24 protein-coding genes are annotated in these 25,391 nt (G+C 66.7%); 9 read left to right on the forward strand and 15 right to left on the reverse strand.

What is annotated here, in order from left to right; genetic code table 11:
• Positions 1 to 114 precede the first annotated feature (114 nt).
• Positions 115 to 3,234, forward strand: a complete 3,120-nt coding sequence (locus E5790_RS00405; protein ID WP_136191652.1) for a discoidin domain-containing protein — start codon at positions 115 to 117, stop codon at positions 3,232 to 3,234.
• Between the two features lie 59 nt (positions 3,235 to 3,293).
• Here E5790_RS00405 and E5790_RS00410 read toward each other — a convergent pair whose 3' ends face one another.
• The 9 genes from E5790_RS00410 to E5790_RS00450 form a co-directional block, all read right to left on the reverse strand.
• Positions 3,294 to 4,271 (reverse strand): ABC transporter substrate-binding protein, encoded by a 978-nt coding sequence (locus E5790_RS00410; RefSeq protein WP_111206783.1) that lies wholly within the window; start codon positions 4,269 to 4,271, stop codon positions 3,294 to 3,296.
• A gap of 16 nt (positions 4,272 to 4,287) precedes the next feature.
• On the reverse strand, positions 4,288 to 6,033 hold the full coding sequence (locus tag E5790_RS22165; protein ID WP_111206782.1) for an amino acid ABC transporter permease/ATP-binding protein: 1,746 nt from the start codon (positions 6,031 to 6,033) through the stop codon (positions 4,288 to 4,290).
• Positions 6,030 to 6,581, reverse strand: coding sequence for a GNAT family N-acetyltransferase (locus E5790_RS00420; RefSeq protein WP_014646902.1), 552 nt, complete (start codon positions 6,579 to 6,581; stop codon positions 6,030 to 6,032). Before E5790_RS00420 ends, E5790_RS22165 begins: the two co-directional genes overlap by 4 nt.
• Entirely contained in the window at positions 6,578 to 7,798 is a 1,221-nt protein-coding gene (locus E5790_RS00425) for a M20 aminoacylase family protein (protein ID WP_080355768.1), read from the reverse strand. Before E5790_RS00425 ends, E5790_RS00420 begins: the two co-directional genes overlap by 4 nt.
• A 4-nt stretch (positions 7,799 to 7,802) precedes the next feature.
• A complete protein-coding gene (locus E5790_RS00430) occupies positions 7,803 to 9,146 on the reverse strand; it encodes an LLM class flavin-dependent oxidoreductase (protein WP_049440772.1) in 1,344 nt (447 codons plus the stop codon).
• An 18-nt stretch (positions 9,147 to 9,164) separates the two neighbouring features.
• Positions 9,165 to 10,142, reverse strand: a complete 978-nt coding sequence (locus E5790_RS00435; protein ID WP_049440771.1) for an MsnO8 family LLM class oxidoreductase — start codon at positions 10,140 to 10,142, stop codon at positions 9,165 to 9,167.
• A 14-nt stretch (positions 10,143 to 10,156) separates the two neighbouring features.
• Positions 10,157 to 10,516 (reverse strand): DUF3088 family protein, encoded by a 360-nt coding sequence (locus E5790_RS00440; RefSeq protein ID WP_049440770.1) that lies wholly within the window; start codon positions 10,514 to 10,516, stop codon positions 10,157 to 10,159.
• Between the two features lie 153 nt (positions 10,517 to 10,669).
• A complete protein-coding gene (gene msuE / locus E5790_RS00445; protein ID WP_032960012.1) occupies positions 10,670 to 11,251 on the reverse strand; it encodes an FMN reductase in 582 nt (193 codons plus the stop codon).
• Between the two features lie 117 nt (positions 11,252 to 11,368).
• Entirely contained in the window at positions 11,369 to 13,945 is a 2,577-nt protein-coding gene (locus E5790_RS00450) for a TonB-dependent receptor (RefSeq protein ID WP_111206781.1), read from the reverse strand.
• A 330-nt stretch (positions 13,946 to 14,275) separates the two neighbouring features.
• Between E5790_RS00450 and ftrA the strand changes: the two genes are divergently transcribed.
• From ftrA to E5790_RS00465, 3 genes are all read left to right on the forward strand, one after another.
• On the forward strand, positions 14,276 to 15,277 hold the full coding sequence (ftrA, locus tag E5790_RS00455) for a transcriptional regulator FtrA (protein WP_014646895.1): 1,002 nt from the start codon (positions 14,276 to 14,278) through the stop codon (positions 15,275 to 15,277).
• 94 nt (positions 15,278 to 15,371) lie between these two features.
• Positions 15,372 to 15,806 (forward strand): BLUF domain-containing protein, encoded by a 435-nt coding sequence (locus tag E5790_RS00460; RefSeq protein ID WP_053494832.1) that lies wholly within the window; start codon positions 15,372 to 15,374, stop codon positions 15,804 to 15,806.
• A 107-nt stretch (positions 15,807 to 15,913) separates the two neighbouring features.
• Positions 15,914 to 16,381 carry a chemotaxis protein CheW gene (locus tag E5790_RS00465; protein WP_049440767.1) on the forward strand — a complete coding sequence of 156 codons (468 nt, stop codon included), beginning with the start codon at positions 15,914 to 15,916 and terminating at the stop codon, positions 16,379 to 16,381.
• 11 nt (positions 16,382 to 16,392) lie between these two features.
• Here the strand turns inward: E5790_RS00465 and E5790_RS00470 are convergent, their stop codons facing one another.
• From E5790_RS00470 to E5790_RS00480, 3 genes are all read right to left on the reverse strand, one after another.
• Positions 16,393 to 16,893 (reverse strand): hypothetical protein, encoded by a 501-nt coding sequence (locus E5790_RS00470; RefSeq protein WP_049440764.1) that lies wholly within the window; start codon positions 16,891 to 16,893, stop codon positions 16,393 to 16,395.
• Positions 16,894 to 16,985: 92 nt separating this feature from the next.
• Complete coding sequence (locus E5790_RS00475) at positions 16,986 to 17,573, reverse strand: TetR/AcrR family transcriptional regulator (protein WP_049440761.1); 588 nt, start codon at positions 17,571 to 17,573, stop codon at positions 16,986 to 16,988.
• Between the two features lie 122 nt (positions 17,574 to 17,695).
• On the reverse strand, positions 17,696 to 18,640 hold the full coding sequence (locus E5790_RS00480; protein ID WP_136191653.1) for an AraC family transcriptional regulator: 945 nt from the start codon (positions 18,638 to 18,640) through the stop codon (positions 17,696 to 17,698).
• 108 nt (positions 18,641 to 18,748) lie between these two features.
• Here E5790_RS00480 and E5790_RS00485 point away from each other — a divergent pair, with 108 nt between their 5' ends.
• Positions 18,749 to 19,588, forward strand: a complete 840-nt coding sequence (locus tag E5790_RS00485; RefSeq protein WP_134966714.1) for an oxidoreductase — start codon at positions 18,749 to 18,751, stop codon at positions 19,586 to 19,588.
• A 47-nt stretch (positions 19,589 to 19,635) separates the two neighbouring features.
• On the opposite strand, the gene E5790_RS00490 is transcribed toward E5790_RS00485, so the two are convergent.
• The 3 genes from E5790_RS00490 to E5790_RS00500 all read right to left on the reverse strand — a co-directional run bounded on the left by E5790_RS00490 (position 19,636) and on the right by E5790_RS00500 (position 23,366).
• A complete protein-coding gene (locus tag E5790_RS00490) occupies positions 19,636 to 21,405 on the reverse strand; it encodes an oleate hydratase (protein ID WP_136191654.1) in 1,770 nt (589 codons plus the stop codon).
• A gap of 142 nt (positions 21,406 to 21,547) precedes the next feature.
• Positions 21,548 to 22,072, reverse strand: a complete 525-nt coding sequence (locus E5790_RS00495) for a GNAT family N-acetyltransferase (protein WP_136191655.1) — start codon at positions 22,070 to 22,072, stop codon at positions 21,548 to 21,550.
• A 199-nt stretch (positions 22,073 to 22,271) separates the two neighbouring features.
• The gene (locus tag E5790_RS00500) at positions 22,272 to 23,366 is read right to left on the reverse strand and encodes an NAD(P)/FAD-dependent oxidoreductase (protein ID WP_136191656.1); all 1,095 of its coding nucleotides are present in this window, start codon (positions 23,364 to 23,366) and stop codon (positions 22,272 to 22,274) included.
• 137 nt (positions 23,367 to 23,503) lie between these two features.
• Between E5790_RS00500 and E5790_RS00505 the strand changes: the two genes are divergently transcribed.
• The 4 genes from E5790_RS00505 to E5790_RS00520 all read left to right on the forward strand — a co-directional run bounded on the left by E5790_RS00505 (position 23,504) and on the right by E5790_RS00520 (position 25,345).
• Positions 23,504 to 23,902 (forward strand): MarR family transcriptional regulator, encoded by a 399-nt coding sequence (locus E5790_RS00505; RefSeq protein WP_229653754.1) that lies wholly within the window; start codon positions 23,504 to 23,506, stop codon positions 23,900 to 23,902.
• Between the two features lie 183 nt (positions 23,903 to 24,085).
• A complete protein-coding gene (locus E5790_RS00510) occupies positions 24,086 to 24,541 on the forward strand; it encodes an SRPBCC domain-containing protein (protein WP_111205497.1) in 456 nt (151 codons plus the stop codon).
• 10 nt (positions 24,542 to 24,551) lie between these two features.
• Positions 24,552 to 24,884 (forward strand): metalloregulator ArsR/SmtB family transcription factor, encoded by a 333-nt coding sequence (locus E5790_RS00515; RefSeq protein WP_014646883.1) that lies wholly within the window; start codon positions 24,552 to 24,554, stop codon positions 24,882 to 24,884.
• A gap of 2 nt (positions 24,885 to 24,886) precedes the next feature.
• Positions 24,887 to 25,345, forward strand: coding sequence for an SRPBCC family protein (locus E5790_RS00520; RefSeq protein WP_049440748.1), 459 nt, complete (start codon positions 24,887 to 24,889; stop codon positions 25,343 to 25,345).
• The last annotated feature ends 46 nt before the right edge of the window (positions 25,346 to 25,391 follow it).

The following is a 25,391-nucleotide window of genomic DNA, read 5'->3' on the forward strand; positions in this document are numbered from 1 at the left end:
GCTGCGTCAACCACGGAAGCGGCCTGCGGCGCTGCAGTGCGTCATGTAACCGATTACATCCCTTGCTAGCGTAGCACTCGCCCGATTCCGGTCGAACCTGCGAGGCTGTCTGTAATGACGTTGCGCGCCGAACGCTCCAAGGTCTCCCGCTCAGCTATCCCATGGCGATCTGCCGCCGCCCTGCTGTTGGCCGCCCTGGCCTCCAGCGCACAGGCACAGACCCTCCCCCCGCGCAACCAATGGCAGGCCAGCAGTTCCTCGCAGCAGGTACCGGCGATGGCGATCGGCCACCTGATCGACGGCGACCCGAAGACCGTGACCGGCGGCGCCTTCAGCCCCGGCCACTGGTTCCAAATCGATCTGGGCGCGCCCACCCTGCTGGCCGGTGCGCGCCTTACCTGGGATGTCTCCAATCCGGAAGGCTATTCACTGCAGACCTCGCTGGACGGCACGCAGTGGCAGACCGCGTACACGATGGCCGATTCGCTGGGCGACGTGGAAACGCTGTACTTCGCGCCGCGGCAGGCACGCTACCTGCGGCTGGCCAGCCCGCAGCGCACCTCCGATTGGGGCGTGTCGATCTTCGAGATGGAGCCACTGGACAGCACGCTCAGCGCACGCATCAGCGGTATCGATGCAACGCAGGCAGCGGCGCTCTGGCAAGGGGGCGGCACCGTCGCGATGCCGGCCGGGGCAAATGGATCCCATACGTTCGAGATCACGCTGCCGCGGGCCCAATCAACGGCTGGCCTGGTCGTCGACTGGGCCGATGGCGCGCGCGGCGCCGCGCGACTGCAGGTGCAGGATGCACAGGGCCGTTGGCAGGACCTCGCACACGATGCACAAGCGGCCAATCATCGACAAAGCTGGCTGGCCGCCACTGCAGCACAACCGTTACGTACATTCCGCCTGAGCGTGGACGGCGCTGCACCGCAGATCGCGCGCCTGCGCCTGCTCGGCCCGAAGGCCGTGATGACGCCGATGAAGCGCTACCAGATCGCTGCCAGCGGCGCGCAGCGTGCGCTGTTCCCGGCGTCGCTGCAGATGCAGCAGACTTATTGGACGGCCGTCGGTGTGCACGCAGGACGACAGAAATCGATCTTCGACGAGTACGGCAATCTTGAAGCCTTCAAGGGCGCGCCGTTGGTGCAGCCGATCTGGCGCAATGCCGATGGCCAAACCGCCGGCGCCGCCGCGCAGGCCATGCAGCATGCCCTGCGCGACGGCTGGAAGCCGATGCCCTCCGCTACGTGGTCACCGCAGCCCGGGCTGGAGTTGCGCAGCGAGGTATTCGCCATCGAGCGCAACGGCCAGCCGGTAACGTTCCTGCGTCATCGCCTGCACAACACCGGAAAAACCCGGATCGACGGCACGCTCAGCCTGGTCGTGCGCCCGATGCAGATGAACCCGCCATGGCAGAACGGCGGGCTGTCGCCGATCCGCGATGTGGCCATCGACAGGCAATCCGTGCGCATCAATGGCCGCACGCTGCTGCAGTCGCTCACGCCAGTGGCTGCGTCCGGCGCGGCGCCGTTCGGCAGGGATGGCGCCACGGAAATCACCGCGGACATCGCTGCCGGCCAACTGCCTTCCGCGCAACAGGCGCATGATGACCAGGGTCTTGCCTCGGCTGCGTTGGACTACCGCGTCTCGTTGGCGCCGGGAACCAGCGATGCCATCGTGGTCGCGTTCCCGTTGGGCACCGCCGCCGCGGATGCCAATGGCGTGCTGCCCGAAGCGCCTGCGTTGGATCTGGCCACGCTTCCCCGCGATGCCAATGCGGCGTTCGATTCACTGGCCACGCAGGCGTCCGCGGACTGGCAGGCACGGCTGGGCCAGGTCGGCCTGCGCCTGCCCGATCCATCACTGGTGGACATGCTGCGCGCGCAGGCCGCCTACATGCTGATCAACCAGACCGGCCCGGCGATGCAGCCCGGCCCGCGCAACTACAACCGCTCCTTCATCCGCGACGGCATGGCCACATCGGCCGTGCTGCTGCGCATGGGCGAGGCCAAGGTCGCGCGCGACTACCTGGCCTGGTACAGCGAACACGGCGTACATGCCAACGGCCTGGTCTCGCCGATCCTCAATGACGATGGCAGCGTCAACACCGGCTTCGGTTCGGACATCGAGTACGACAGCCAGGGCCAGTACGTGGCGCTGGTCGCCGACGTTGCACGGCTGGATGGCGGACCCGAGTCGGTGCGTGACTACCTGCCGAAGGTGAAGGCCGCGCTGCACTTCCTGCAGGAACTGCGCGAGCGCACGCTGGTGCCCGGATACAAGGCTGACCAGCCTGCCCCGGAACGCTTTGCGGGCATCCTTGCACCATCGATCAGCCATGAGGGCTATCCATCACCCACCCACAGCTACTGGGATGACTATTGGGGCCTGAAGGGGTGGCACGACGGCGCGTGGCTGGCCGAGGCACTGGGCGACCACGAAACCGCCCGTTGGGCGCGCGAGCAGTACAAAGCGCTGTACGACGCATTGCGTGCCTCGATCCGCGCAACGATGGCGTGGAAGGGCATCGACTTCATTCCGTCATCGGCCGATCTTGGCGATGGTGACCCCACGGGCGTGTCGATCGCCCTGGACCCGACCGGCGCGCAGAGCGTGTTGCCGGCAGATGCGTTGCGGACCACCTTCGCCCGCTACCTGGAAGACGTGCGCAAGCGCAGCCAGCCCGGTGCGCTGTATGCCTACACGCCGTACGAGATCCGCAACGTGCTGAGCTATGTGCACCTGGGCCAGCCAGACGTGGCTGACGAGCTGCTGCAGGGCCTGCTTCATGACCGGCGCCCGCTTGAATGGCAGGTGCTGGCCGAAGTAGTGCATTCACGGCTGCGCTTCCCGCGCTACCTCGGCGACATGCCGCATACCTGGATCGGCGCCGAATACGGCCGCACCCTGTTCGGCATGCTGATGCGCGAAGACGATGATGCGCTCTCGCTGCTGCCGGGCACACCGCCCTCGTGGGTGGCGGGGGATGGATTGGCGGTGGAACGCCTGCCGACGGCGTATGGCACGTTGCAGATGCAGGCGCGGCAGCGCGACGGGGTGCTGACGGTGGGGCTTGGCAAAGGGCTGCGCGGCGGAACGGCGGTGAAAGTCTGGTGGCCGGCGCGCACGATGCCGAAGACGGTGCGTGTGGACGGACGCAGCGTTTCCGACTTCGACGCCGAGGGCGTGCGCCTGGCGAAACCGTTCAGAACGCTGGAGGCGCGTTGGTAAAGCAGCCGAGCATGGCTCGGCTCTACAAAAGCGGAGGTCGCGCCGGGCCACGCCCGGTGTCATTGCAACGTCGGCAATCCCGGCGGGTTGGTCTGCGACTGCGGCACGGCTTCCTCGGCCACGTTCCACCGTTTCAGCGCCTGCGCGTAGGTGCCACTGGCGATCTGGGTGTTCAGCGCCTGCGTCACTGCATCAGCCAGGCCGCTGCCCTTGCGCGTGGTCACCGAGATCGCCGCAGCGTTCGGCCAGCCACCGGGGAACAGGCCGACGCGCCGCACCTTACCGTCGCGTGCGGAATAGGCGCCGGTGGCGTTGGGCTCGAACGACACATCGGCGCGGCCGGTGATCACCGCCAGCCGCCCGACCACGGCGTCATCGAAGTACTGGTACTCCACCGGTTTCAATCCCGCCGCGATGTTCTGCTGGTCCCACTGCCGCAGGATCTGGTCCTGGTTGGTGCTGGCACCCACCACCACCTTCAGCCCGGCCACATCGGCCGGCTTCTCGATCTTCTGGATCGGCCCGTCTGCGCGCGTGTAGATGCCCAGCAGGTCGAAACGGTAGCTGGAGAAATCGAACTTCTTCTTGCGCTCTTCGGTAACCGTCACGTTCGACAGCACCGCATCGTACTTGCCTGATTCCAGACCCAGCGGCCAGTCGGCCCAGGCCACCGGCACGATCACCAGCTTCAGGCCCAGCGCATCGGCGATCAGGCGCGCGATGTCGGGCTCGATGCCCACAACGTCCTTGCTGTCGGCCCCGTAGTCGGCCAGCGGCAGCTGCCCTGGATGGGTGGCCACGGTGAAGGACCCGGGCGTGACGAAGCGATACCCCGAGGGGATCAATGCCTGCGCCTCTGGATCGAACGTGCCTTTCAACACCGCCGTGTTCGCACCGGCCAGGCTGGTCGCGGCCACGGCGCCGGCATCCGGTGCCTGCCGCACGCGCGAATAGACGATGCCGGTGATGCCGATGACCAGCACGCCCACGATCAACAGGGTGCTGCGCGAGGGACGACGCGGTGCTGCAGGGCTCATGGTGTTCCTTTCTCGGTTACAGGGTCTTGGCCAGGAAATCGGCGGTGCGCTGCTGGCGCGGGCGTTCGAACAGCACCTCGGGCGTGCCCTGCTCGATCACCCGGCCCTGGTCCATCATCACCACGTGGTCGGCTACGCGGCGGGCGAAGCTCAGCTCATGGGTGACGATCACCAGCGTGGTGCCGGAGCGGGCCAGCTCCTCGATCACGCTCAGCACCTCGGCCACCAGTTCCGGGTCCAGCGCCGACGTCGGTTCGTCGAACAGCAGCACCTTCGGCTGCAGGGCCAGCGCGCGGGCAATCGCGATGCGCTGCTGCTGGCCACCGGACAGCTGGCGCGGGAAGGCATCGGCCTTGTCGGCCAGGCCGACCCGTTCCAGCAGCGTGCGCGCCTGCTGCTCGGCCTGCGCGCGCGGCACGCCACGCACCGCGATCGGTGCCTCGATGATGTTCTCCAGCGCGGTCAGGTGCGGGAACAGGTTGAAGCCCTGGAACACCATGCCCACTTCTGCACGGCGGCGTCGGATCTCGCGCTCGGGCAGCTCGTACAGGGTGTCGCCCTCGCGGCGGTAGCCGATCAGCTGGCCGCCGACAGTCACGTAACCGCCGTCGGCGCGTTCCAGGTGGTTGATCAGCCGCAGCAGCGTGGACTTGCCGGCGCCCGAAGGGCCGATCAGCACGGTCACGCTGCCGGCGCGCAGGTCCAGGTTCACGTCTTCCAGCACCGGCTGGTCGCCAAACACCTTGCCTACGCCATGCAGCGACACCGCCGCGCCCTCGCCCGCTTCAACCTGGGTGGCGATACGCGGGCGGCTTGCTACGCGCGGTGCGGCTTCGCCCTGCACACGCGGGGGCGATGACACCCGCGACACCGAGCGCTCGCGCTGCAGCTGGCCGCGCGCGAAGCGTTGCTCCACGCGCCGCTGCAACAGCGACAGCACGGTAAGGATCACCAGGTACCAGACCGTGGCCACCATCAGCAGCGGCACCACTTCCAGATTGCGGCGGTAGATCACCTGCACGGTGTAGAACAGCTCCGGCAGCGCCAGCACGTAGACCACCGAGGTGCTCTTGGCCAGGCCGATCACATCGTTGAACGCGGCCGGCAGGATCGAACGCATCGCCTGCGGCAGGATGATGCGGCGCACCTGGCGGCCACGCGGCAGGCCAAGTGCCGCTGCCGCCTCGTACTGGCCATGGTCGACCGAGAGGATGCCACCACGGATCACTTCGGCCGAGAACGCGGCCTGATTCAAGGTGAGGCCCAGCACTGCGGCGGTGAACACGCCGATCAGCTGCGTGGTCGGGTACGAGAACAGGCTGATGCCGGTGAACGGCACGCCCAGCTCGATGGTGCTGTACAGGTAGCCCAGGTTGTTCAGCAGCAGCAACAGCACCAGCAGCGGGATCGAACGGAACAGCCATACATAGCCCCACGACACCGCCGACAGCAGCGGCGAGCCGGACACGCGGGCCAACGCCAGCAAGGTGCCCAGCGCGAAACCGAGGCCAGTACCGAGTGCGGTCAGCAGCAGCGTGCGACCCAGGCCTTCCAGCACCGGGCGCGCGAAGAACCACTCGGCGAACGTGCCCCAGCCCCAGCGCGGATTGCCCAGCACCGATTGCAGCCCGATCAGGATCAACGCCAACGCCAGAAGGGTTCCGACCACCTGCAGCGGATGCCGGGCCGGCACGATCTTCAACGCCGGTGCTGGCGCGGGGGGTGCGGCAATGCCATCCAGCGCAGTCGAAGGCGTGCTCATGCGTGGGCTCCGTGCAGCACGGTCTGCGACGGCGAAAGCACTGGCGCCGGCGCACGTAGATGCTTCTCGAACGGCAGGTGCGCGATGGTTTCCGGGTCGGCCTGCAGGTCGAACAGCGCGGTATAGCCGTGGCTGAGGTACAGGCCGACGGCTTCAGGCTGGCGGAAGCCGGTGGTCAGGAACACCCGACGGTACCCTTGCCGCGCCGCCTGGTCTTCCAGTTCCTGAAGCACGCGACGCGCGATGCCCTGCCTGCGCAGCCCGGGCAGCGTCCAGATGCGTTTGAATTCGGCGGTGTCCGGATCGCGGTGCGGCATGAAGGCGCCGCCGGAGATCGCCACACCATCGCGCAGCAGCAGCACGAACGCGCCTACCGGCGCCGCGAAGGCCTGCGCCGGATAGCGTTGCAGCTCCTCGCGGGCGCTGCCGCCGATGCGTCGGCGCACGTCGGCGTAACGGCTGTCGTACTCCTGCTCCAGGCCATCGAACAGCGGCCGCGCCAATGGATCATCCACCGAGGTATAGAGGAAGCGTTCGTTGCTGCTCATGCCACGTCCTTCACCAGATAGTCTTCGGCCAGTCGCGCCCACAGGCTGGCGGCCGGTGCGATGGCCGCGTCGTTGAACACATAGCGCGGGCTGTGCAACGGTGCGCTGTCGCCGTTGCCGACGAACACGAAACTCCCGGGCCGTGCCTGCAACAGGAAAGCGAAGTCCTCGCTGGCGGTGCGCGGCGCGAACTCCGGCACCACCTGTTCGTGGCCGAAGCCCTGCACCGCCACGTCGCGGATGTAGGCGGTCTGCTGCGGGTGGTTGATCACGCTGGGGAAGCCACGCGGGAACTCGATTTCGGCGCGTGCCCCGAAAGCGGCAGCGGTCTGCTCGGCAATCCCGGTCACCCGGCGGCGCAGCGTGTCGCGCACCTCGGGCAGGTAGGCGCGCACGGTCAGCTTCAGCTCGACCACGTCCGGAATCACATTGGCGGCCTGCCCACCGTGGATCGAACCGACGGTGACCACGCCCATCTGCCGCGGGTCGACATTGCGCGATACCACACTCTGCAATGCAGTGATGATGTGCGCGGCGACCAGGATCGGGTCCACGCTGCCCTGCGGCTCGGCACCGTGGCCGCCCTTGCCGATCACCTTCAGCCGCGCCCAGTCGACCGACGCCATCGCCGGGCCGTCGACGAAGCCGAAGTGGCCGACCGGTACGCCGGGCCAGTTGTGCAGCCCATAGATCGCATCCACCGGGAAGCGCTCGAACAGGCCGTCGGCAATCATCTTCGATGCACCCGAGCCGGTTTCCTCGGCTGGCTGGAACACCAGCTGCAAGGTGCCGTCGATAGTGCCGTGATGGGCCAGGTAATGCGCGGCAGACAGCAGGATGGCGGTGTGACCATCATGGCCGCAGGCATGCATCAGGCCGTCGGTCTGGCTGGCGTAGGCCAGCCCCGAGTCTTCGTGGATCGGCAAGGCATCGATGTCCGCACGCAGCCCCAGCCGACGGCTGCCCTGCCCACGCTGCAACGTGCCGACCACGCCGGTGCCGCCGAGACCGGTGGTCACCTCATAGCCCCACTGCTGCAGCAACTCGGCCACACGGGCGCTGGTGCGGTGCTCCTCGAAGGCCAGCTCCGGGTGGCGGTGCAGGTCATGGCGGATCGCGATGGTGGCCTCGGCGCGTGCCGCGATCTCGGGCAATATGCCCGTCGATTGGGAAATCCGCCGGGCATGCCCCGGTGCTACCGCAGTGTCTCCGCTCATTGCCCTACCCCGCCTTCCGCGCCGGCTCGGCATCGGTCGAATGGCGGCTGGCCTTGTACGGCAGGCCCAGATGCTCGCGCAGGGTCTGCCCTTCCAGCTCGCGCTGGTGGTAGCCGCGCGCCTGCAGGATCGGCAGCACCTGGGTCACGAAATCGTCCAGGCCTTCGCGCTGCGCCGCGAAACCGAGGATGAAGCCGTCGCTGGCACCGGCATCGAACCAGCGGATCAACTCATCGGCCACGTGCTCCGGCGTGCCGATGAAGTTCGGTCGTGGACTCACGGCTTCCAGTGCCACCTGGCGCAGGCTCAGCCCCTTCTCCCGCGCATCCTGCTTGATGCGATCGGTGGTGGAACGGAACGAGTTGCTGCCGATCTCACCCAGCTCCGGGAACGGCGCGTCCGGATCGTACTGGCTGAAATCGTGGTGATCGAAGAAGCGTCCCAGGTACGCCAGTGCATCCTCCAGCGTGGCCAGTGCGGCGATTGCCTGGTACTTGGCTTCGGCCTCCTCTGCGGTACGGCCGACGATGGGGCCGATGCCCGGGAAGATCTTCACGTCGTTGCCGCTGCGGCCATGCGCGATCGCCGAGTTCTTCACCTTCTGGGTGAACGCGCGGGTTTCTTCCAGCGACGGCGAATGGGTGAACACCGCATCGGCGTACTTGCCGGCCAGCGCGATGCCATCGTCGGACGAACCGGCCTGGAAGATCACCGGCTGGCCCTGTGGCGAACGCTGGATGTTGAGCGGGCCTTCCACCTGGAAGAAGCGGCCCTTGTGGTCGAGGCGGCGGAACTTTTCCGGCGCGAAGAACGTACCGCTGTCGCGCTCGCGCACGAAGGCATCGTCATCCCAGGAATCCCACAGCCCCTGCACCACCTCCAGGTACTCGTCGGCGATCTGGTAGCGCAGTGCATGCTCGGGATGTGGGCGGCCATAATTGCGACCCGAGCCCTCCAACGGCGACGTCACCACGTTCCAGCCGGCGCGGCCGCCGCTGAGCAGATCCAGCGAGGCGAATTGACGGGCGACGGTGAATGGGTCGCTGTAGGACGTCGACAGCGTGCCGGCCAGGCCGATCTTCTTCGTGGCCGTGGCCAGCGCCGACAGCAGCGAGATCGGCTCGAAGCGGTTGAGGAAATGCGGGATCGACTTCTCGTTGATGTACAGGCCGTCGGCCACGAAGCCGAAGGCGATGCCATTGTCTTCGGCGGTGCGAGCGATGTCGATGTAGAACTGCAGGTTGACGCTGGCATCGGCCGGGTTGGACGGGTGCTTCCAGGCATGCATGTGGCTGCCGGGGCCCTGCAGCATGATGCCGAACGGAACGTGGCGCGGGGTCGTGCTCATGGGAAACGCTCCTGCAGGTCAGGCCACCGCCGCGCGCGGCGCGGGCGACAGCAGTTCAAGGGATGTCAGGCGTGCGTCGAGGTCGGCCACCGGCGCATCGAGGATGAACTCGCCCACGCCGAAACGCCGGTGCAGCGCATCCAGTTCGCCGCGCACGTGCTGCGCATCACCGGACAGCACGCTGGGGCGCGTTTCCTCGATGCGGAAGTCGGCCACCCCCACCTGGCGCGCGTACTCGGCAGCTGCCTCGGCGCTGGGCAGGTTCACCGCCTGCCCGGGACCGAGGTGCAGCTTGTAGACGCGCAGCGCACCGATGTGACGCGCTGCGGCTTCCGCAGTCGGTGCGGCGAAGGCCACCGTGGCCAGCAGCGGCGGCTGCGAGGCGACGCTGCGGTAGGCGTCGAACGCGGCCTCGATGTGCTTCGGGTCACCATCGAAGTGCGCGGCGTAGACGAAGCGCCAGCCCAGTTCGGCCGCCTGCTTTGCACTCTGTGGACTTGCGCCGAGCAGGAAACGCTCCGGCGCCTGCTGCGGAAGCGGCCGCGCCAGCGCCTCGCTTTCGGCGCCGGCCAGATAACCCTCCAGGTCGCGCAGTTGCTGGTCGAAATCAGCGAACGGCGGACGCCCGGCTGCCAGCGCGGCAGTCGAGGCCGGCAGGCCGCCGGGGGCCTTGCCCACGCCCAGATCCACGCGCCCCGGCGCCAGCGCCGCCAGCAGGTTGAAGTTCTCCGCCACCTTGTACGGCGCGTAGTGGCGCAGCATCACCCCGCCACTGCCGATGCGGATGCGCCGGGTCTGCGCCAGCACCCAGGCCGCCAGCACTTCCGGTGCAGGGCTGGCCAACGTCGGTGCGGCATGGTGCTCGGCAAACCAGTAGCGGTGATAGCCCAGCTGTTCGGCGCGCTGCGCCAGCTGCAGGCTGTTGCGCAGCGCCTGCTCCGGCGAAGCGCCCTCGGCCACCGGGCTCTTGTCCAGCACGCTGATCTGATAGCTCACGGTCGCGTCCTCGCTCAGGGGTGGGCCACGGGAATGCCGAGCAATCCGTTCAGTGCGGCCAGGATCGGTTCGGCACCGGAGATGTACTGCCGGTCCTGGTGCGCGCCACTGGCCAGGTCGCTGCGTACGCCCTGCGGCAGCACCAGCTTGGGCAACGACTGGTCCTGCTCGCCGATCTCGGCGATCACCTCGCGGCGCGGCCGCGCGAAGCCGATGCGACGTACGTCCAGCTGCGCATCAAGGCCGTCGATGCTCGACAGTGCACCTTCCAGCAACAGGCTGTGTCGGCAGAAGAAGCGCTGGCCGGGAATCTGGCCGTCCTCGAACTCGCGATCGAGCAGGAACAGGATGGGTTTGCTTGCTGCGTCGAGCATGGGGTCCTCATCTGGGCCGGCAATGCGATGCCGCTTCGATATCGATGCTAGAGATGCCGGCGGCTGCGGCAGCGACGCCTGGCGACAATCGGCGGTCAGATCCGGCCATGCAGATGCAGCGTGGCCATAAGCAAAGCGCCGCCGGTTATGGCGTCAGGCGATGCGTCGCAGCGGCGCCGCTACCGCCAGCGCCTGCGTCGCCAGGTGGCCGGCCGCACGCTCGGCTGCCAGCGCGATGCGTGCCTGCAAGGCAGCACTGTTGATGTGCTCGCCGTCGAAGTCGGCAGGCGTGGCGTACACCCCGATCGGCAGCGTGTGCGCCTGCAGGAAACTGAACAACGGCCGCAACTGGTGGTCGATCACCAGCGCATGGCGCTCGCTGCCACCGGTCGCTGCCAGCAGCACCGGCGTATCCACCAGCGCCTCCAGCCCGACGAAGTCGACCAGGTGCTTGAACAACCCGGGATACGAGCCGCGATAGACCGGCGCGGCCACCACCAGCAGCTCTGCGGCCTCGATGCTCTGCAGCGCCTGCTCCACCTCCGGCCCCGCCTCATCGCGCGACAACGACTGGCCCAGCGAGCGCGCGATCGGCGCCAGCTCCACCAGCTCCACGCTGGCATGCACGCGTTGCTGCAGCGACGCCAGCAGATGTCGCACCAGCAGCAACGTGCGCGATGTCGCCGAACTGGTCGGCGACCCCACCAATGCAACCACCTTCAATGCAGAAGACATGAACTGCTCCTCGATAATGCCGAACTACCTCCGGCCGCCCTTCGTCTTTTGTAGAGCCGAGCCATGCTCGGCTGCTTCCCGCCTTTGTAGAGCCGAGCCATGCTCGGCTGCCCCAGATCAGAACCGGTAACTGATCCGCCCATACCAATACGCCCCGACGTTGCCCAACACGTCGCCGTTGTCCCAGGTCGTCTCGATGCTGGCCACATCGGTAGCACTGCGCGCGTACTCCGGCACCTTGCGCGTGCGCTTGTCGAACACATTGTTGATCCCCAGCGCCGCGCTCCAGCCCGCCCCCAGCTCCACGCCGCCGGACAGGTTGGTTACCAGCACCGGCGGCTGCTTGTACTCCACGCCGTTGTTCAGGCGCTTGATCGGGCCGTAGTAGGTGAAATCGACGTTCGAGCGCCAGCGCCCGTTCTGCCAGCCCAGCCCGGCTACCTGGGTGTAGCTGGGCGTGCGGAAGCGCAGCGCGTATTCGCTGCTCTTGGTCAGCAGGTTGATGTTCGGCAGCCCCTGCAGCGCCGCCGGAATGTCGCTCACCTTCTGGATGGTGGTACGGCCGACGTTGGCCGCGTAGCTCCAGCGCAGCTTGCCCCACGCAGTGTCCTGGTTGGCTTCCAGGGTCAGCTCGACACCGCGCGTGCGGGTATTGCCCACATTGGTGAAGTAGCTGGCGTAGAACGCATCACCCGGCAGGATGCTGATGCCGGCCGAACCCAGCAGCGCATCGATGGTGTTCTTCTGCGCCGCGCTCAGCACCGTACCGCTGTTGTCGGTGATGCGCGCCGGATCCTGCGCGTTGTAGCCGATCTGGCTGGACTGGCCCAGCTGGCCACGGATGTCGATCTGGTACGCATCCACGGCCAGATGGAATGCAGGGCTCGGGTCCCAGGTCACGCCCAGGCTGTAGTTGGTGGCTTTCTCGGGCTTCAGCGGCGTAGCACCCAGCGCAACCGCCGCCGGTGAAGACACCTGCGCCACCAGCGTGGTCCCGCACGGGCAGCTGCCCGTGGCCTGGTAGAACTGTGCGCCCAGGCTGGGCGCATGGAAGCCGTTGCTGACCGTCGCGCGTACACCCAACGCGTCGGTGAAGTCGAAGCGCGTGGTCAGGCGGCCAGTGGAGACACTGCCGAAGTCGGAATGATCTTCCCAGCGCGCCGCCGCATCCAGATACCAGCGCGAGGTGATGTTGCTGGCCGCGCCCACATAGACCGCCTTGCTGTTGCGCGTCGCCTTCGCCGCATCGGCGGTGGAGTAGCCCACGAACGCCGCGGCACCGAAGCCGGTGTACGACTCCCACTGCCCGGCCCCGCGTTCGTACTGTTCGTGCTGGTACTCGGCGCCTGCGCTCACTTCCAGCGGCGACGCAAAGGCCGCCACCTCGAAGCCACGGCGCAGGTCGAGGTTGGCGATCCCCTGCTGGTAGTCCAGCTTGCCGTCATAGAAGTCAGTGGGCGAACCGGGATACGGCAGCGAGTAATTCACCGAATTGCGGGTATAGGTGCGCACCGTGCTGCGGTTGCCGGTCAGGCTGGCGTCGTAATCCCAGCCCGCGATCTGCCCCTTCACGCCCGCAGTGCCGGTGTACTGCTTTTCCTTGGTCTCCAGCACCGGCAGGAAGCCATCGGGAAACACGCTCAGCACGCCGGGTGCCTTGTAGGTGGTGAAGATGGTCGCCGGCAGGCGGAAGTTCTGGATCGCCTGCGCGGTGCGGTCACTGGCCGTGGCGTTGGCGTAGAACTGCGCGCTCTCGCCCAGGCCATGGCCTGCATTCACTGCGAAAGCCTTCAACGCGTACGACGGCGAACTGAGGATGGTGTTGGCCTCGGCATCGCGGTTGGCCTCGGCCGGGTTCGGCGATGCACCCGTCGGCAAGCGATTGTTCGGGCGCAGTGCGACCCGGTTGCCGTTGGCATCTACTGCCGGATAGCTCAGGTAGCCATCGATGTAGCGACGGGTGCGGATCGCGTGGTGCTGCCGCGTGTTCTCGCCGGACAGGTTGACGAAGCCATCCTGGCCCCACGGCAGGCCGACATTGGCGCGCACGCTGGTACGCGAACCATCACCATCGATGCTCTGCCCGCTCTCCACCGACACATCGCCACCGTGCGCCTGCGATTTCAGGATCACGTTGACCACGCCGGTGATCGCGTCCGAGCCATAGATGGCCGACGCACCATCACGCAGCACTTCCACGTGGTCGATGGCCGACACCGGAATCAACGCCAGGTCCGCCCACGCATGGCCTGGGAAGCCGCCCCCATTGGCACCGCTCACATAGGCGCTGGCATTGCGGCGCTTGCCGTTCACCAGCACCAGCGTGTAGCCCGGTGACAGGTTGCGCAGCTGGTAGCCACGGATCAGGCTCTCCTGGTCGCTCTGGTAGCCGCCGATCTGGCTCAGCGACGGCAGGCTGCGCTGCAGCGCTTCCAGCAGGTTGCCCTGCCCGGTGGCGGCGAGGTCCTCTGCAGAGATCACATCGATGGGCGTGGAACTGTTCTTCACCGTGCGCGTGCTGGTGCGTGAGCCGGTGACCACCACCGCATCCAGCGTGGACGCGGCCACGTTGGCCGTCGCGGCGGTGGCAGCAGGATCTGCGTCTGCTTCAGCCGCATGGCTGGGCGAGGCGGCAAGGATGGCTGTGATCAGAACAGCGAGAGTGCTCAGGACAGGGGCGTGGGCGGCAGGCATGGGGGCTCGTGGGGGTGGGCCGGAAACACGCTTCCATTCAAGGGCCTGTTCACTTGGTGCGACAGGCGCGATCGCGTCACCCAGCCGTAACATCCGGCCACCCACATGACCGCTGGTAATGACGTTAGGCGGCGCACACGCACGGGGTCCCCCACGGAGTCGGATCCCTTTCCATAGGAAAGGGCTCTGACCTCACGCACGCCTCCCCACCACGGGGTCAGAGCCCTTCCTGCGGAAGGGATCCGACCCCGGTTCCCATATGCCCGCCCGGCATCACCTCATGCCCGCGCATCACGCAACGCCACGCACCGCCACCCGTAGCATCAGGCCATGCCCAGCCCACCCGCCGATCCCACCGCGCCGCTCGTTGCCATCGTCGCCTGCCACGGCCAGGGGCTGTTCGAATTCGGCTGCGCGGTCGGCCTGTTCGCGCCGGTGCGGCCGGAACTCGGCGTGGCCTGGTACCGCACCCAGCTGTGCGCGGGCGAACCCGGTGCGCTGCGCATGCTCGGCAATGCGCAGGTGCAGCTTCCCTACGATCTCAGCGCGGTTGATGACGCCGACATCATCGTCATCCCCGGTTGGCGCGAACCCAGCGAGCGCCCACCGCAGGCACTGCTCGATGCACTGATCCGTGCCCACGCACGTGGCGCGCGCATCGCCTCGATCTGCTCCGGTGCCTTCGTGCTGGCCTGGGCCGGGCTGCTCGATGGCCGCCAGGCCACCACCCACTGGCGCCTCACCGAAGCGCTGGCACGCGAGTTCCCACGCATCGATGTGCGCGAGGATGCGCTGTACGTGGATACCGGCAGCATCATCACTTCGGCCGGCTCGGCCACCGGCATGGACATGATGCTGCACATGGTGCGCAAGGATTACGGCGCGCGCGTGGCCAACCTGGTGGCCGAACGGCTGGTCCTGGCACCGTGGCGTGATGCCGGGCGCAGCCAGCGCGTCAGCCGCGCCATTCCCCACGGCGAGCCCACCCGCTTGGCAAAGCTGATGGAATGGATGCGCCGCAACCTGCGCGAGCCCCACTCACTGGGCAGCCTCGCCGAGCAGGCCGCGCTCAGCCAACGCACGCTGCAGCGGCAGTTCCTGGACGCCACCGGCCTGTCGCCGATCGACTGGCTGATCCGCGAACGCGTGGCTTTCGCGCGCGAGCTGCTGGAAACCACTGACCGACCGCTGCAGTGGATTGCAGAACAGGCCGGCTTTGGTTCGCAGGAATCGTTCCGTCGGCACTTCCGCGGTCAGGTCGACGCGAGCCCTACCGAGTACCGCAGCCAGCATCGCGGCGGTCTCGGTGCCGACCGGTTGGTGGGCTGTTGATCCAGTGCGCGGAGCCAGGCGTGGCGTGAGCAAAGCCTCACGACGGTCCGGGCTTGCGTGCGTATAGTGACGTGCGTCACAAGAAGCCCCTTCCATGCTCCATGCATTTGCTTACTCCAGCCGCATGTCGGCTGGGCTGTCCAATCAAGCCCTCCACCAGATCGTCTCGCAATCTGCCACGTTCAATCGCCGGGTGGACGTTACCGGTGCGCTGATCGTCGACGGGCAGCGGTTTTTCCAGTACATCGAAGGTCCGCCCGACGCCCTGGAAGCAGTCAAGCGCCGCATCCATGACAGCCGCTCGCATGCTGCCGTCGTGCCGGTACTGGACATGGCCATCAGCGCGCGTGCCGTTCCGTACTGGGCAATGACCCACATCGAGACCGGGCAGATCGTGGTGTCCGGCCTGGTGAATGCGCGCTGGGACGAGTTCGGCCACTCCATTCCGGGCATGGACCAGCTCGTCGGCCTGCTGCGTCCGCATTTTCCACGCGTCGGCACCGTCGGCGCGCCACGCGCAGCCGCCTGATAGACACTGAACCATCGCCTTGCACGCGCACGCCGACGCGGCCGCGCGTTGCGTCCAGGCGTCATCATCCAGATCTCCTTTCCCATCGTCTTCGCCACGCTCATCGCATGCCCGTACCCGCCCACCCTGTAACGGAAACACGCGCATCGCCTGCCGACCTGTTCGAGATCGTCGTCGTGCGTGCAGGCACCGTCCTGTTCGCCATCGACATCCAGGCAGCGGTCGAAATCCGCGGTCCGGAGGCATTCGGCCCTGCAGACCGCAACGGCAGGCCGACCCTGGAAGTTCGTGGGCAGCCATTACCCGTCGTCGACCTGCGCCGCATGAGCGGCCAACCGGCATTCGAGGGTGGCAGCCCGGCCATGCTGTTGATCAACGCCGGCACCGCAACCCTGGCGCTGGCCGTGGACGAAGTGCTGGAGATCGAGACGCCGGACGCGAGCGCGAACACCCCCGAGCCTGCAGCGGGCCAATCGTTCTGCTTCTGCAGCCGGCACATTCAACTCGATCCGGCGCGCTCGGCTGCACTGATCGAACCGGCGGCACTGCTGGGCGCACTTGCCGCGCCGGGTTGACCGGCGGCGTCTCAGGATCGTCCTGCCAAACCACGGTTTCGCAGCCTCCAGCACTGCGCGGCAAAGCCGATCACGAACACCACCAGGCAGGCCAGCAGCGTGTGCAGCACCACCGGGGCCATCGGCGCCGCCGCAATCGGATGCGCTGCCGGCAGGCGGGTCAGCGTTTCGTTGACGCCGGGCACCAACGAGAGCAGGAAGCTGAACGACAGTGCGAAGGTCGACAGGTAACGCGCGGCGCGCCCCAGCCAGCGCAGCCGCGCGGCCAGCACGCCGCCGAATGCCACCAGCAGCACGATCACCCCGAATGCGTGGCCGGCGTTGATCCCGCCCGTGCTGGACACGGTGAACGAGGTGGCCACCGACAGCACCAGCCCCACCAGGTACAGCTTGCCCGCGCGCGTGGCGGGATCGATTGCGCGGTGGCGAATGAAGGCATACAGGCCACTCAACACCGGGATCAGGCTGACAGCGGTATGGATCACGCCAAGTGTGGACAGAGGGTGGGACATGGGACATCTCCAGGGACAGAATGAACCTACTAGTAGGTAGGCATAGGACTCAAAAAGAAGGCCCGCGTCGCCGCAGGCCCACCACACATTTCTCAGGACGCCGCGCTCACCCGCGCGATCGCCAACCGCGCCAGTGCCGCGAAGGTCGCCGCATCACCGAAACCGCGCGCGGCCAGCATCGCGCCGTGCACCGATGACATGAACGCCTTGGCCTCATCGGCCGCCGAGCCCTGCAACTGCAGTTGGCCCATCGAAACGCCCTTCTCCAGCGTCACTGCCAGCCAACCGCTCAGGTCCTCGAAATGGCCGCGCACTTCCTCAGCGATCTCTGCCGGAATCATCGGCGCTTCGGCGGCCAGCATCGCGCAGATGCAGAACGAGGACGTACCCCCTGCAATGCAGCTGGACCAGTAATCCACATAGGCGTTGAGCTCCTGCAGCGGGTCGGCCAGCTGCCGGTCCAGCAGCGCCAGGCCTTCGCGCGCCTCGGCCCGGTACAGCTCGACCACCGTGCGCACCAGATCCGCCTTGCTGGGGAAGTGGTGATGGATGCTGGCCTTGCTGATGTTCACCCGCGCCGACACGTCGGCGTAGCTGAAGCCGTTGTAGCCACCGGCTTCCAGCAGCGCACGGGCATGCGCCAGGATTTCCTGGGCCTTGGGCGAGAGCGACTCTTTCATGGAAATAAACCTACTAGTAGGTAGACGGCCTGTCAACCCCTCTCTGCTGCACCCGCCAGGCATCATTCCCGGCAGAGCCGGCCGCTGGCCGGCTTGCTGGCAACGTGACCTTCGATTGCCCCTCAATGCGAAGACACGTATACCGCATCGGCTGGCGGAGGTGGCAGCGCGAAACTGCGCCGCATCCGCGCGACCTCGGCCGCCGGCGGCAACGCGAACAGGCGCTTGAACTCACGGTTGAACTGCGACGGGCTGGCATACCCCACCGCCAGCGATGCCGCTTCGGCAGTCATCCCCTGCCGCAGCATCAGCAACCGTGCCTGGTGCAGGCGGGTCGACTTCACGTACTGCTTCGGCGACGTGCCGGTAATCGCGCGGAAGTAGTCGTGGAAGGTCGCCACACTCATGCCCGCTTCGGTGGCCAGTTGCCCCACGTCCAGGGTGGTGGCATATCCGGCATGGATCGTCCGCAGCACTCTGCCGATGCTGCCGAAGCGCCCGCGCATGGCCAGCGCCTCGCGCATTGCGCCGCCCTGTGCACCCGTCAGCACGCGGAAGTACACCTCACGCACCAACGCAGGGCCGAGCACGGCAGCCTCCAACGGTTCAGCCAGTGCCTCCAGCAGGCGCAGCACCGTGGCCTGCATCGGCGCCTGCATCGGACTGGACATCATGCTCTGCGCCGGTGTCGCCGGGGTGCCCTCCTGTTCACCCAGTTCGATCAGCAGATCCGCCGCCAGCTGCAGATCCAGATGCAAATAGATCGCCAGCAGCGGCGCCTGGGCCGACGCATCGGTTTCCATCGTGAACGGCACCGGCACCGACACTGCCAGATAGTGCTGCGCGTCGTACTGGTAGACCTGCCCGCCCAGATAGCCACGCTTCACCCCCTGGCAGACGATCACGATGCCGGGGTCGTACAACACCGGCGTGCGCGCCAGTGGCCGGTCCGATCGCAGCAACCGCACCCCCGGCAGGCGCGTGAGCGTATAGCCCTCCTCCACCGCCAGCGTCTTCAGCAGGCCGACCATGCGCGCCTGCACCTGCCGTTGCAGGGAATCGACCACAGGCACAGGCACTCCAGAGGAATAGGCAAGAATGGCCGAATCCTAGGCCTGTGACCCCGGTCGTTCAAGAACTAACGTGCAAGCCCTGCCCACCACGAACGCCCCCTCATGCCCCCTTCCCGCTTTCTCCTCATCACCGGTGTCAGCAGTGGATTCGGCCGCGCCCTTGCCCAGCAGGCCCTGCTGGCCGGCCACCGCGTGGTCGGCACCGTGCGCAACGAAACCGACCGCCAGGTACTCGAAGCGCTCGCTCCCGGCCGCGCATTCGGTCGCCTGCTGGACGTAACCGATACCGCCGCCATCAATGCGCTCGTCGCCGATATCGAAACCAACATCGGAAGCATCGACGTGCTGGTCAACAACGCTGGCTACGGCCACGAAGGCATCCTCGAAGAATCCACGCTCGCCGAGCTGCGGCAACAATTCGAGGTGAACGTGTTCGCTCCGGCCGCGCTGATCAAGGCCGTGCTGCCGCACATGCGCGCCCGGCGCCGCGGCCATATCCTCAACATCACCTCCATGGGCGGTTTCATCACGATGCCGGGCATCGCGTGGTACTGCGGCAGCAAGTTCGCGCTGGAGGGCATCAGTGAAGTGCTTGGCAAGGAAGTCGCGCCGTTTGGTATCCACGTCACGGCCGTCGCGCCGGGTTCCTTCCGCACCGACTGGGCAGGCCGCTCGATGGTGCGGGCACCGCGCAGCATTGACGACTACGACGCATTGTTCGATCCCATCCGCAACGCGCGTGAGGCGAAGAGTGGCCACCAGCCCGGTGATCCAGTGAAGGCTGCGCAGGCCATGCTGCAGGTCATCGACAGCGACGCTCCTCCCCGCCACTTGCTGCTGGGCAGTGATGCACTGCAGCTGGTGAGGGCAAAGCTGGCATCGATGGCCGGTAGCATCGACGCGTGGGAACAGCTGAGCCGTTCGACCGACGGCGTAGCGTGAGATCTTGAGGCCGCCGATGCCCTCACCGGCGGCCTCCCCCTGCCCGCTCAGTCTTCCTGCACCAGCTTGAACTCGCGCAGCAGGCCACCGATCTGGGTCTTGTCCAGCTTGTTCATCAGCAGATTGCGCAGGAACGCAGGCCCGGGAATGTCCAGTTCCTTGCCATCGCGCAGGCGACCGGTGGCGGCCAGCAGCGAGCGCACGTCATACGTGGAATTGAACACCTCCGGCACGCCGCGCTCGATCCCCAGCAGGGTGTACACCGCTTCCATCGGCGTGCGCACCGAATATTCGGTGGTGAAGATGCAGTCGCGCTGCTTCGATTCGGCAAACTGGCCGATGAAGGCGAAGTTCACCGCACCGTCCGGCACCACGTCCGGGCGGTCACCGGCCTGGCGTGGCATGAAGAACGCCGTGATGTACGGCATCATCACCGGCACCGTCTTCGCACCGGTCGCGGCCAGCGCATCAATCTCTTCCACCGGCACGCCCAGGTGGTACAGCCACTCGCGGGTGATCTCCTCGCCGGTGCACTCCTGCATCGGCTTTTTCACATAGTCGCCCGGCGTATCCACAAACAGCGAGTACACCCAGACCACGATCTGGTCCTTGGGCTGGTTCTTGAAATGCGGCTGGCGGTTCACCGTCCAGCTCATCAGCCAGCGCGAGTCGCGCACGCTGACGATGCCGCCGGTCACTACCTTGCCACTGAACGGGTCGCGCTTGGCGATCTTCTGGATGTAAGCCGGAATGCGCGCATCCAGCGTCGTCACTGTCGCCGATTCCCACTTGGTCTGCGGGATATGCGCGCCGAACACATCCGGGCGCCCGAACGCCGCATCCTTCGCGGCGATGCGGCGCCACAGGTCCCAGGCCGGCGCCGGTCCTTCGTTCAAACGCGCCGCGGTGTGGTGATCGCCATTATCCGAGTTTTCGGTCAGCGAACCGATCGTCATGAAAACAAGATCATCGGCGCCCAGATCCACGCCATCGGCTACACCATCACGCATCCAGTGGATACGCGTGGCCTGCTTGCGGCCCGGCTGCAGATCGAAGTCGACGTCGGTCACCTCGGTGCCGTACTGGAACACCACGCCCTGGTCCCGCAACCACTTCACCAGCGGCAGCACCAGCGATTCATACTGGTTGTACCGGGTGAACTTCAACGCCGAGAAATCCGGCAGGCCGCCAATGTGGTGGATGAAGCGATGCAGGTACAGCTTCATCTCCAGCGCTGAGTGCCACTCCTCGAACGCGAACATGGTGCGCCAGTACAGCCAGAAGTTGCTGTCCAGGAAGTCGCGGCCTAGCACCTCGTCGATGCGCTTGTTCTCCATCTCCTTCCGGGTGGCCAGGAACAGCGCGATGATGTCCTTCTGGGCCTGCTCGGTCAGCGTGAACAGGCCATCAGTGTGCGCATCTTCGCCGCGATTGATGGTGGCACGCTGCAGCGAATAGTTCGGGTCGTCCTTGTTCAACCAGTAGAACTCGTCCAGCACGCTGGCATCTTCAATCTCCAGCGACGGAATTGAGCGGAACAGATCCCACAGGCACTCGAAGTGGTCTTCCATCTCGCGGCCGCCGCGGATCACGAAGCCCTTCTCTGGCACCTTCAGGCCATCCAGCGCGCCGCCGGGAATCTGCTGCTGCTCGAGAATGGTGATGCGCTCACCGGCCATGCGGCCGTCGCGCACCAGGAACGCGGCGCCGGCCAGCGAGGCCAGGCCCGAGCCCACAAACCAGGCGCGCTTGCCATCCACACCGGCCGGCTTGCGCGGGCGCGCGAAGGCTTCGTAGTTGCCACTGCTGTAATACATGCGTTGCACCTTCCTGGAGGGGGGTCATCAGGAACCGGCAGCGGAATGACACAGCCATCCGATGCAAGTCATGCCCCTACTCTAGCGCCGAACCGATGTATCGTTTCCTGCACGCAGGCTGCGACGCTCTGACGCAGCCGCGTCAGAGCGTCCTTCCCAGCAGCATGCCTGGCCAGCCGTCCACGTTGAACGGCGCGATGCGCGTATACCCGCAGGATTCATAGAAGCGCACCAGGTCGCCGCTGCCTCCGGCGTAGCAGTCCACACGCAGATGGTCGACACCGGCAGCGCGCGCCTGCTCGTCGGCAAACGCCATCAGGCGGCGGCCGATGCCACGCACGCGCACATCACGCGAGGCCACCAGAACCCGCACATACAGCTCCGGCCCGGTGGGCGCCGGCACATAGGGCATCGACTCGCCCAGTGCAAGGAACGCCCGCACGTCGCCCTGCTCGTTCTGCGCCACCCATGCGCCTGGCAGTGCACACGCCTCGGTGACCTGGGCAATCCGGCGCGGCATCGTCGACCACGGTTCGCTGCCCCATTGCTGCACATTGCCGATCGACACGAACCACTCGATCACCTCGTCAAAGAGCCCCAACACTGCGGGGGCATCGGCCGCGCTGGCGCGGCGGATGTTCAAGGCGTCCTTTCCAATTTCAGTCATGCGTTCCGCTCCTGTCATACCACGCTCCCCAACCCTGGAAAACAGGGGAGCGTCGGCCGGTTCAACCAGTCTAGCGCGTGCCCCAGCGTGGCTACCTGTACCGGACCAAAGCAGTCGGAAGTCCATGTGACTTCCAGCGCGCCGCCAGGAATCTGCTGCTGTTCCCAGTGTCGCAGGTGCGTACAGACTCGATGCTTCATCAACCGCGTGGAGCATCCCCTCCGGTAGTGAACCAGCGCTGGAACCCCTCGATCGCATCCGGCATCAGGGCGCGGGCGCGTTCACGCACCAACACTTCGGCGTCGCGCATCGCGCTGATCGCATCCGGCCGCGCGCACAACGCCATCGCCACATCCGACGCGTCCAGCATCGCCAGGTTCACGCCCACGCCCACCGGCGGCATCAGATGCGCCGCATCGCCGATCAAGGTCACGCCATCGCGCGGAGTCCAGCAAAAATCCGCTGGCAGGCTGTAGATCGGCCGCCGCACGAAGTCCGTGCAGGCCTCCAGCAGGCGCCGAAGGTTCGGGGCCCACCCGGTATAGCAGCCTGTCACCAGCGTCCGTATGCCCTGCTGCGCGATCTGCGCATCAAGCCACTCGGAAGAGCGCTTCAGCGCCGCATACACGCAGAGCCGATCGCGGCTGTTGCGTTGCACGAACAGGGCCTCCTCGCCGCCAAAGCAGAACAGGCTGCCCTGCCCGACCATCGCTGCGATGTCCGCAGCAGGCTGTGCGATCCAACCTTCGAAGAAGGTAATGCCGGTGGGCACCGGCTGGCACGTACTCAAGGCCGCGCGCACTTTCGACCACGCACCATCGGCACCAATCACGATGTCCGCCTCGCGCTGCACGCCGTTGGCGAATCGCAGGCCGTGGCCGTTCGCCTGTGCAGATACCAGCGCGGTCAGGCTGTGGCCCCACTGCACCGTGTCCGCCGGCAGCGCGTCGAGCAGCAGCTGGCGCAGGTCGCCGCGGTCGATCTCCGGCTTGTCCTTGCTCCCTTCCGGCCCGAACCCGCCGGTGGTGATCTCCCCGGACCACGGGTCGCCCATCCGCGCCTCCTGCCCCTCATGCCGCGCCACCGCACGGAAGGCCTCCAGCAGGCCCGCGCGCTGCAGCGCCACCTGCCCGGAATCGTCGTGCAGATCCAGCGTGCCGCCCTGTGTGCGCTGCTGCCCGGATGCTTCGCCCTCGTACACGCTCACGGGGTGACCGCCCCGATGCAGGATGAGCGCAGCGGTGAGGCCAGCGGGGCCTGCGCCGATGACGGCAATACGGGGAGGGTGCTGCATGGCGCGATCCAGGTTAGTTGATACGTCAACCGTATGCCGCGAGGGTTGACATGTCAACCATTGCCCGGCAACGTTCGGCCATGACCTCCCCCAGCATCACACCCGACGAATGGGCCACTTGGCGCGGCTTCCGGCGCATGGCAGAAATCACCTCCGGCCGCATCGTCCAGGACATCACCCGCAGCACCGGGCTCTCAAGGGCCGACTTCATCGTGCTGATGGAGCTGAACCAGTCCAAGGATCGCTGCCGCCGCCAGCGCGAACTGCTGGACTACCTGGAATGGGACAAGACGCGCCTCTCGCACCAGCTGACCCGCATGGCGGGCCGTGGCCTGATCGAACGCGATACCGACAGCGAAAACGTCGTAGTGATCCGCATGACCACAGAAGGGCACGCGCAGCTGCGCGCGGCACGGCCGGTACACGCCGCCGGTGTCCGCCGGTATTTTCTCGACCATCTCTCCGCGGATGATCGTGCCGCACTGCAGCGGATCACCGACAAACTGCATGCCGCCCTTCAGGACGGCGAGAACTGAAGCATCGCCCCGGTAGTGCCGGCCGCTGGCCGGCAACTGCACGCACCCAACGCCACCGGGATGCCGGCCAGCGGCCGGCACTACCACGCCCGGGCGTTCGTGGCGGGGTTTGACATGCAGGCATTTACCTGCATATAGTCCACTCAAGGGCGGCGCCTGCCGGCCCATCGCGAGGAACCTGCAATGGTGGATATCGCACACAGGGTCGGCATCAAGGCCCCCGCAAGCCAGGTGTACCAGGCGCTGGCCACCCCCGAAGGCGTGGCCGCCTGGTGGGCCGAAGACGCGCACGGCGACCGCGAAGCCGGCGGCACGGTCAAGGTCCGTTTCACCAACAACGGCCAGGAAATCGGCGCCATGGAGATGAAGCTTGAGCAGCTTGTTCGAGGCGAGCTCGTGCTGTGGCGGTTCCTCGCCGGCCCCGCCGAATGGATCGGCACCTACGCGCGCTTCGCGCTGAAGCAGGAAGGCGACTACTGCATCGTGCTGTTCACGCACGAAGGCTGGAAGGAGCGTGTCGAGTTCACCTCCCACTGCAGCACCAAGTGGGCGGTGTTCCTGATGAGCCTGAAGGCACTGCTGGAAACCGGCAAGGGCCAGCCCAACCCACACGACGTCAGGATCGACAACTGGAATTGAAGACCTCCCCATGGCGGTAGACCACCTGCGCGACGCAGACAAGGTGTTCAAGGCACTGGCCGATCCCACGCGCCGGACGCTGCTGGATCTGCTCTGCAAGGACAACGGGCAGACGCTGGGCCAGCTGTGCGAACACCTGGACATGGCCCGGCAATCGGTCACCCAGCACCTGGGCCTGCTGGAAGACGCCAACCTGATCAGCACCGTGCGCCGTGGCCGCGAGAAGCTGCACTTCATCAATCCGGTGCCGCTGCATGAAGTCTATGAGCGCTGGGTACGCAAGTTCGAGCAGCAGCGCCTGAGCCTGCTGCATGACCTGAAACGCGAACTGGAAGGAGAATGACGATGTCCGCAGAGTCAACCCGCTTCATCCACGTGATCTATATCGCGTCCACGCCACAGAAGGTGTTCGAGGCCATCACCCGCCCCGAGATCGCCAGTCGCTACTGGGGTCACGAGAACGTCTCGGACTGGAAACCGGGCTCGCGCTGGCAGCACGTGCGCGCCAACGAAACGCGCTCGGTCGAGCTGGTCGGCGAAGTGGTGGAAAGCACCCCGCCCTCGCGCTTGGTCATCACCTGGGCCGCCGCCTCGCAGGCCGACAACCCGGACGCCTACAGCCGGGTGACCTTCGAGATCGTGCCCTACCAGGACATGGTGCGGCTGACGGTTACCCATGAGGAGCTGGAACCTGGCAGCGGCATGGATACCGGCATCCGCCAGGGCTGGCCGATCGTGCTGTCGAGCCTGAAGTCGCTGCTGGAGACCGGCAAGGGGCTGGATGTGTTTGCGAAGCCGAACTGAGTCGTGCCGCAATCGGCGGCGGAGCGCCACCCGCCGCCAGCGCTCC

This window comes from Stenotrophomonas sp. PAMC25021, from assembly GCF_004795795.1.
Taxonomy (GTDB): Bacteria; Pseudomonadota; Gammaproteobacteria; order Xanthomonadales; family Xanthomonadaceae; genus Stenotrophomonas; species Stenotrophomonas muris.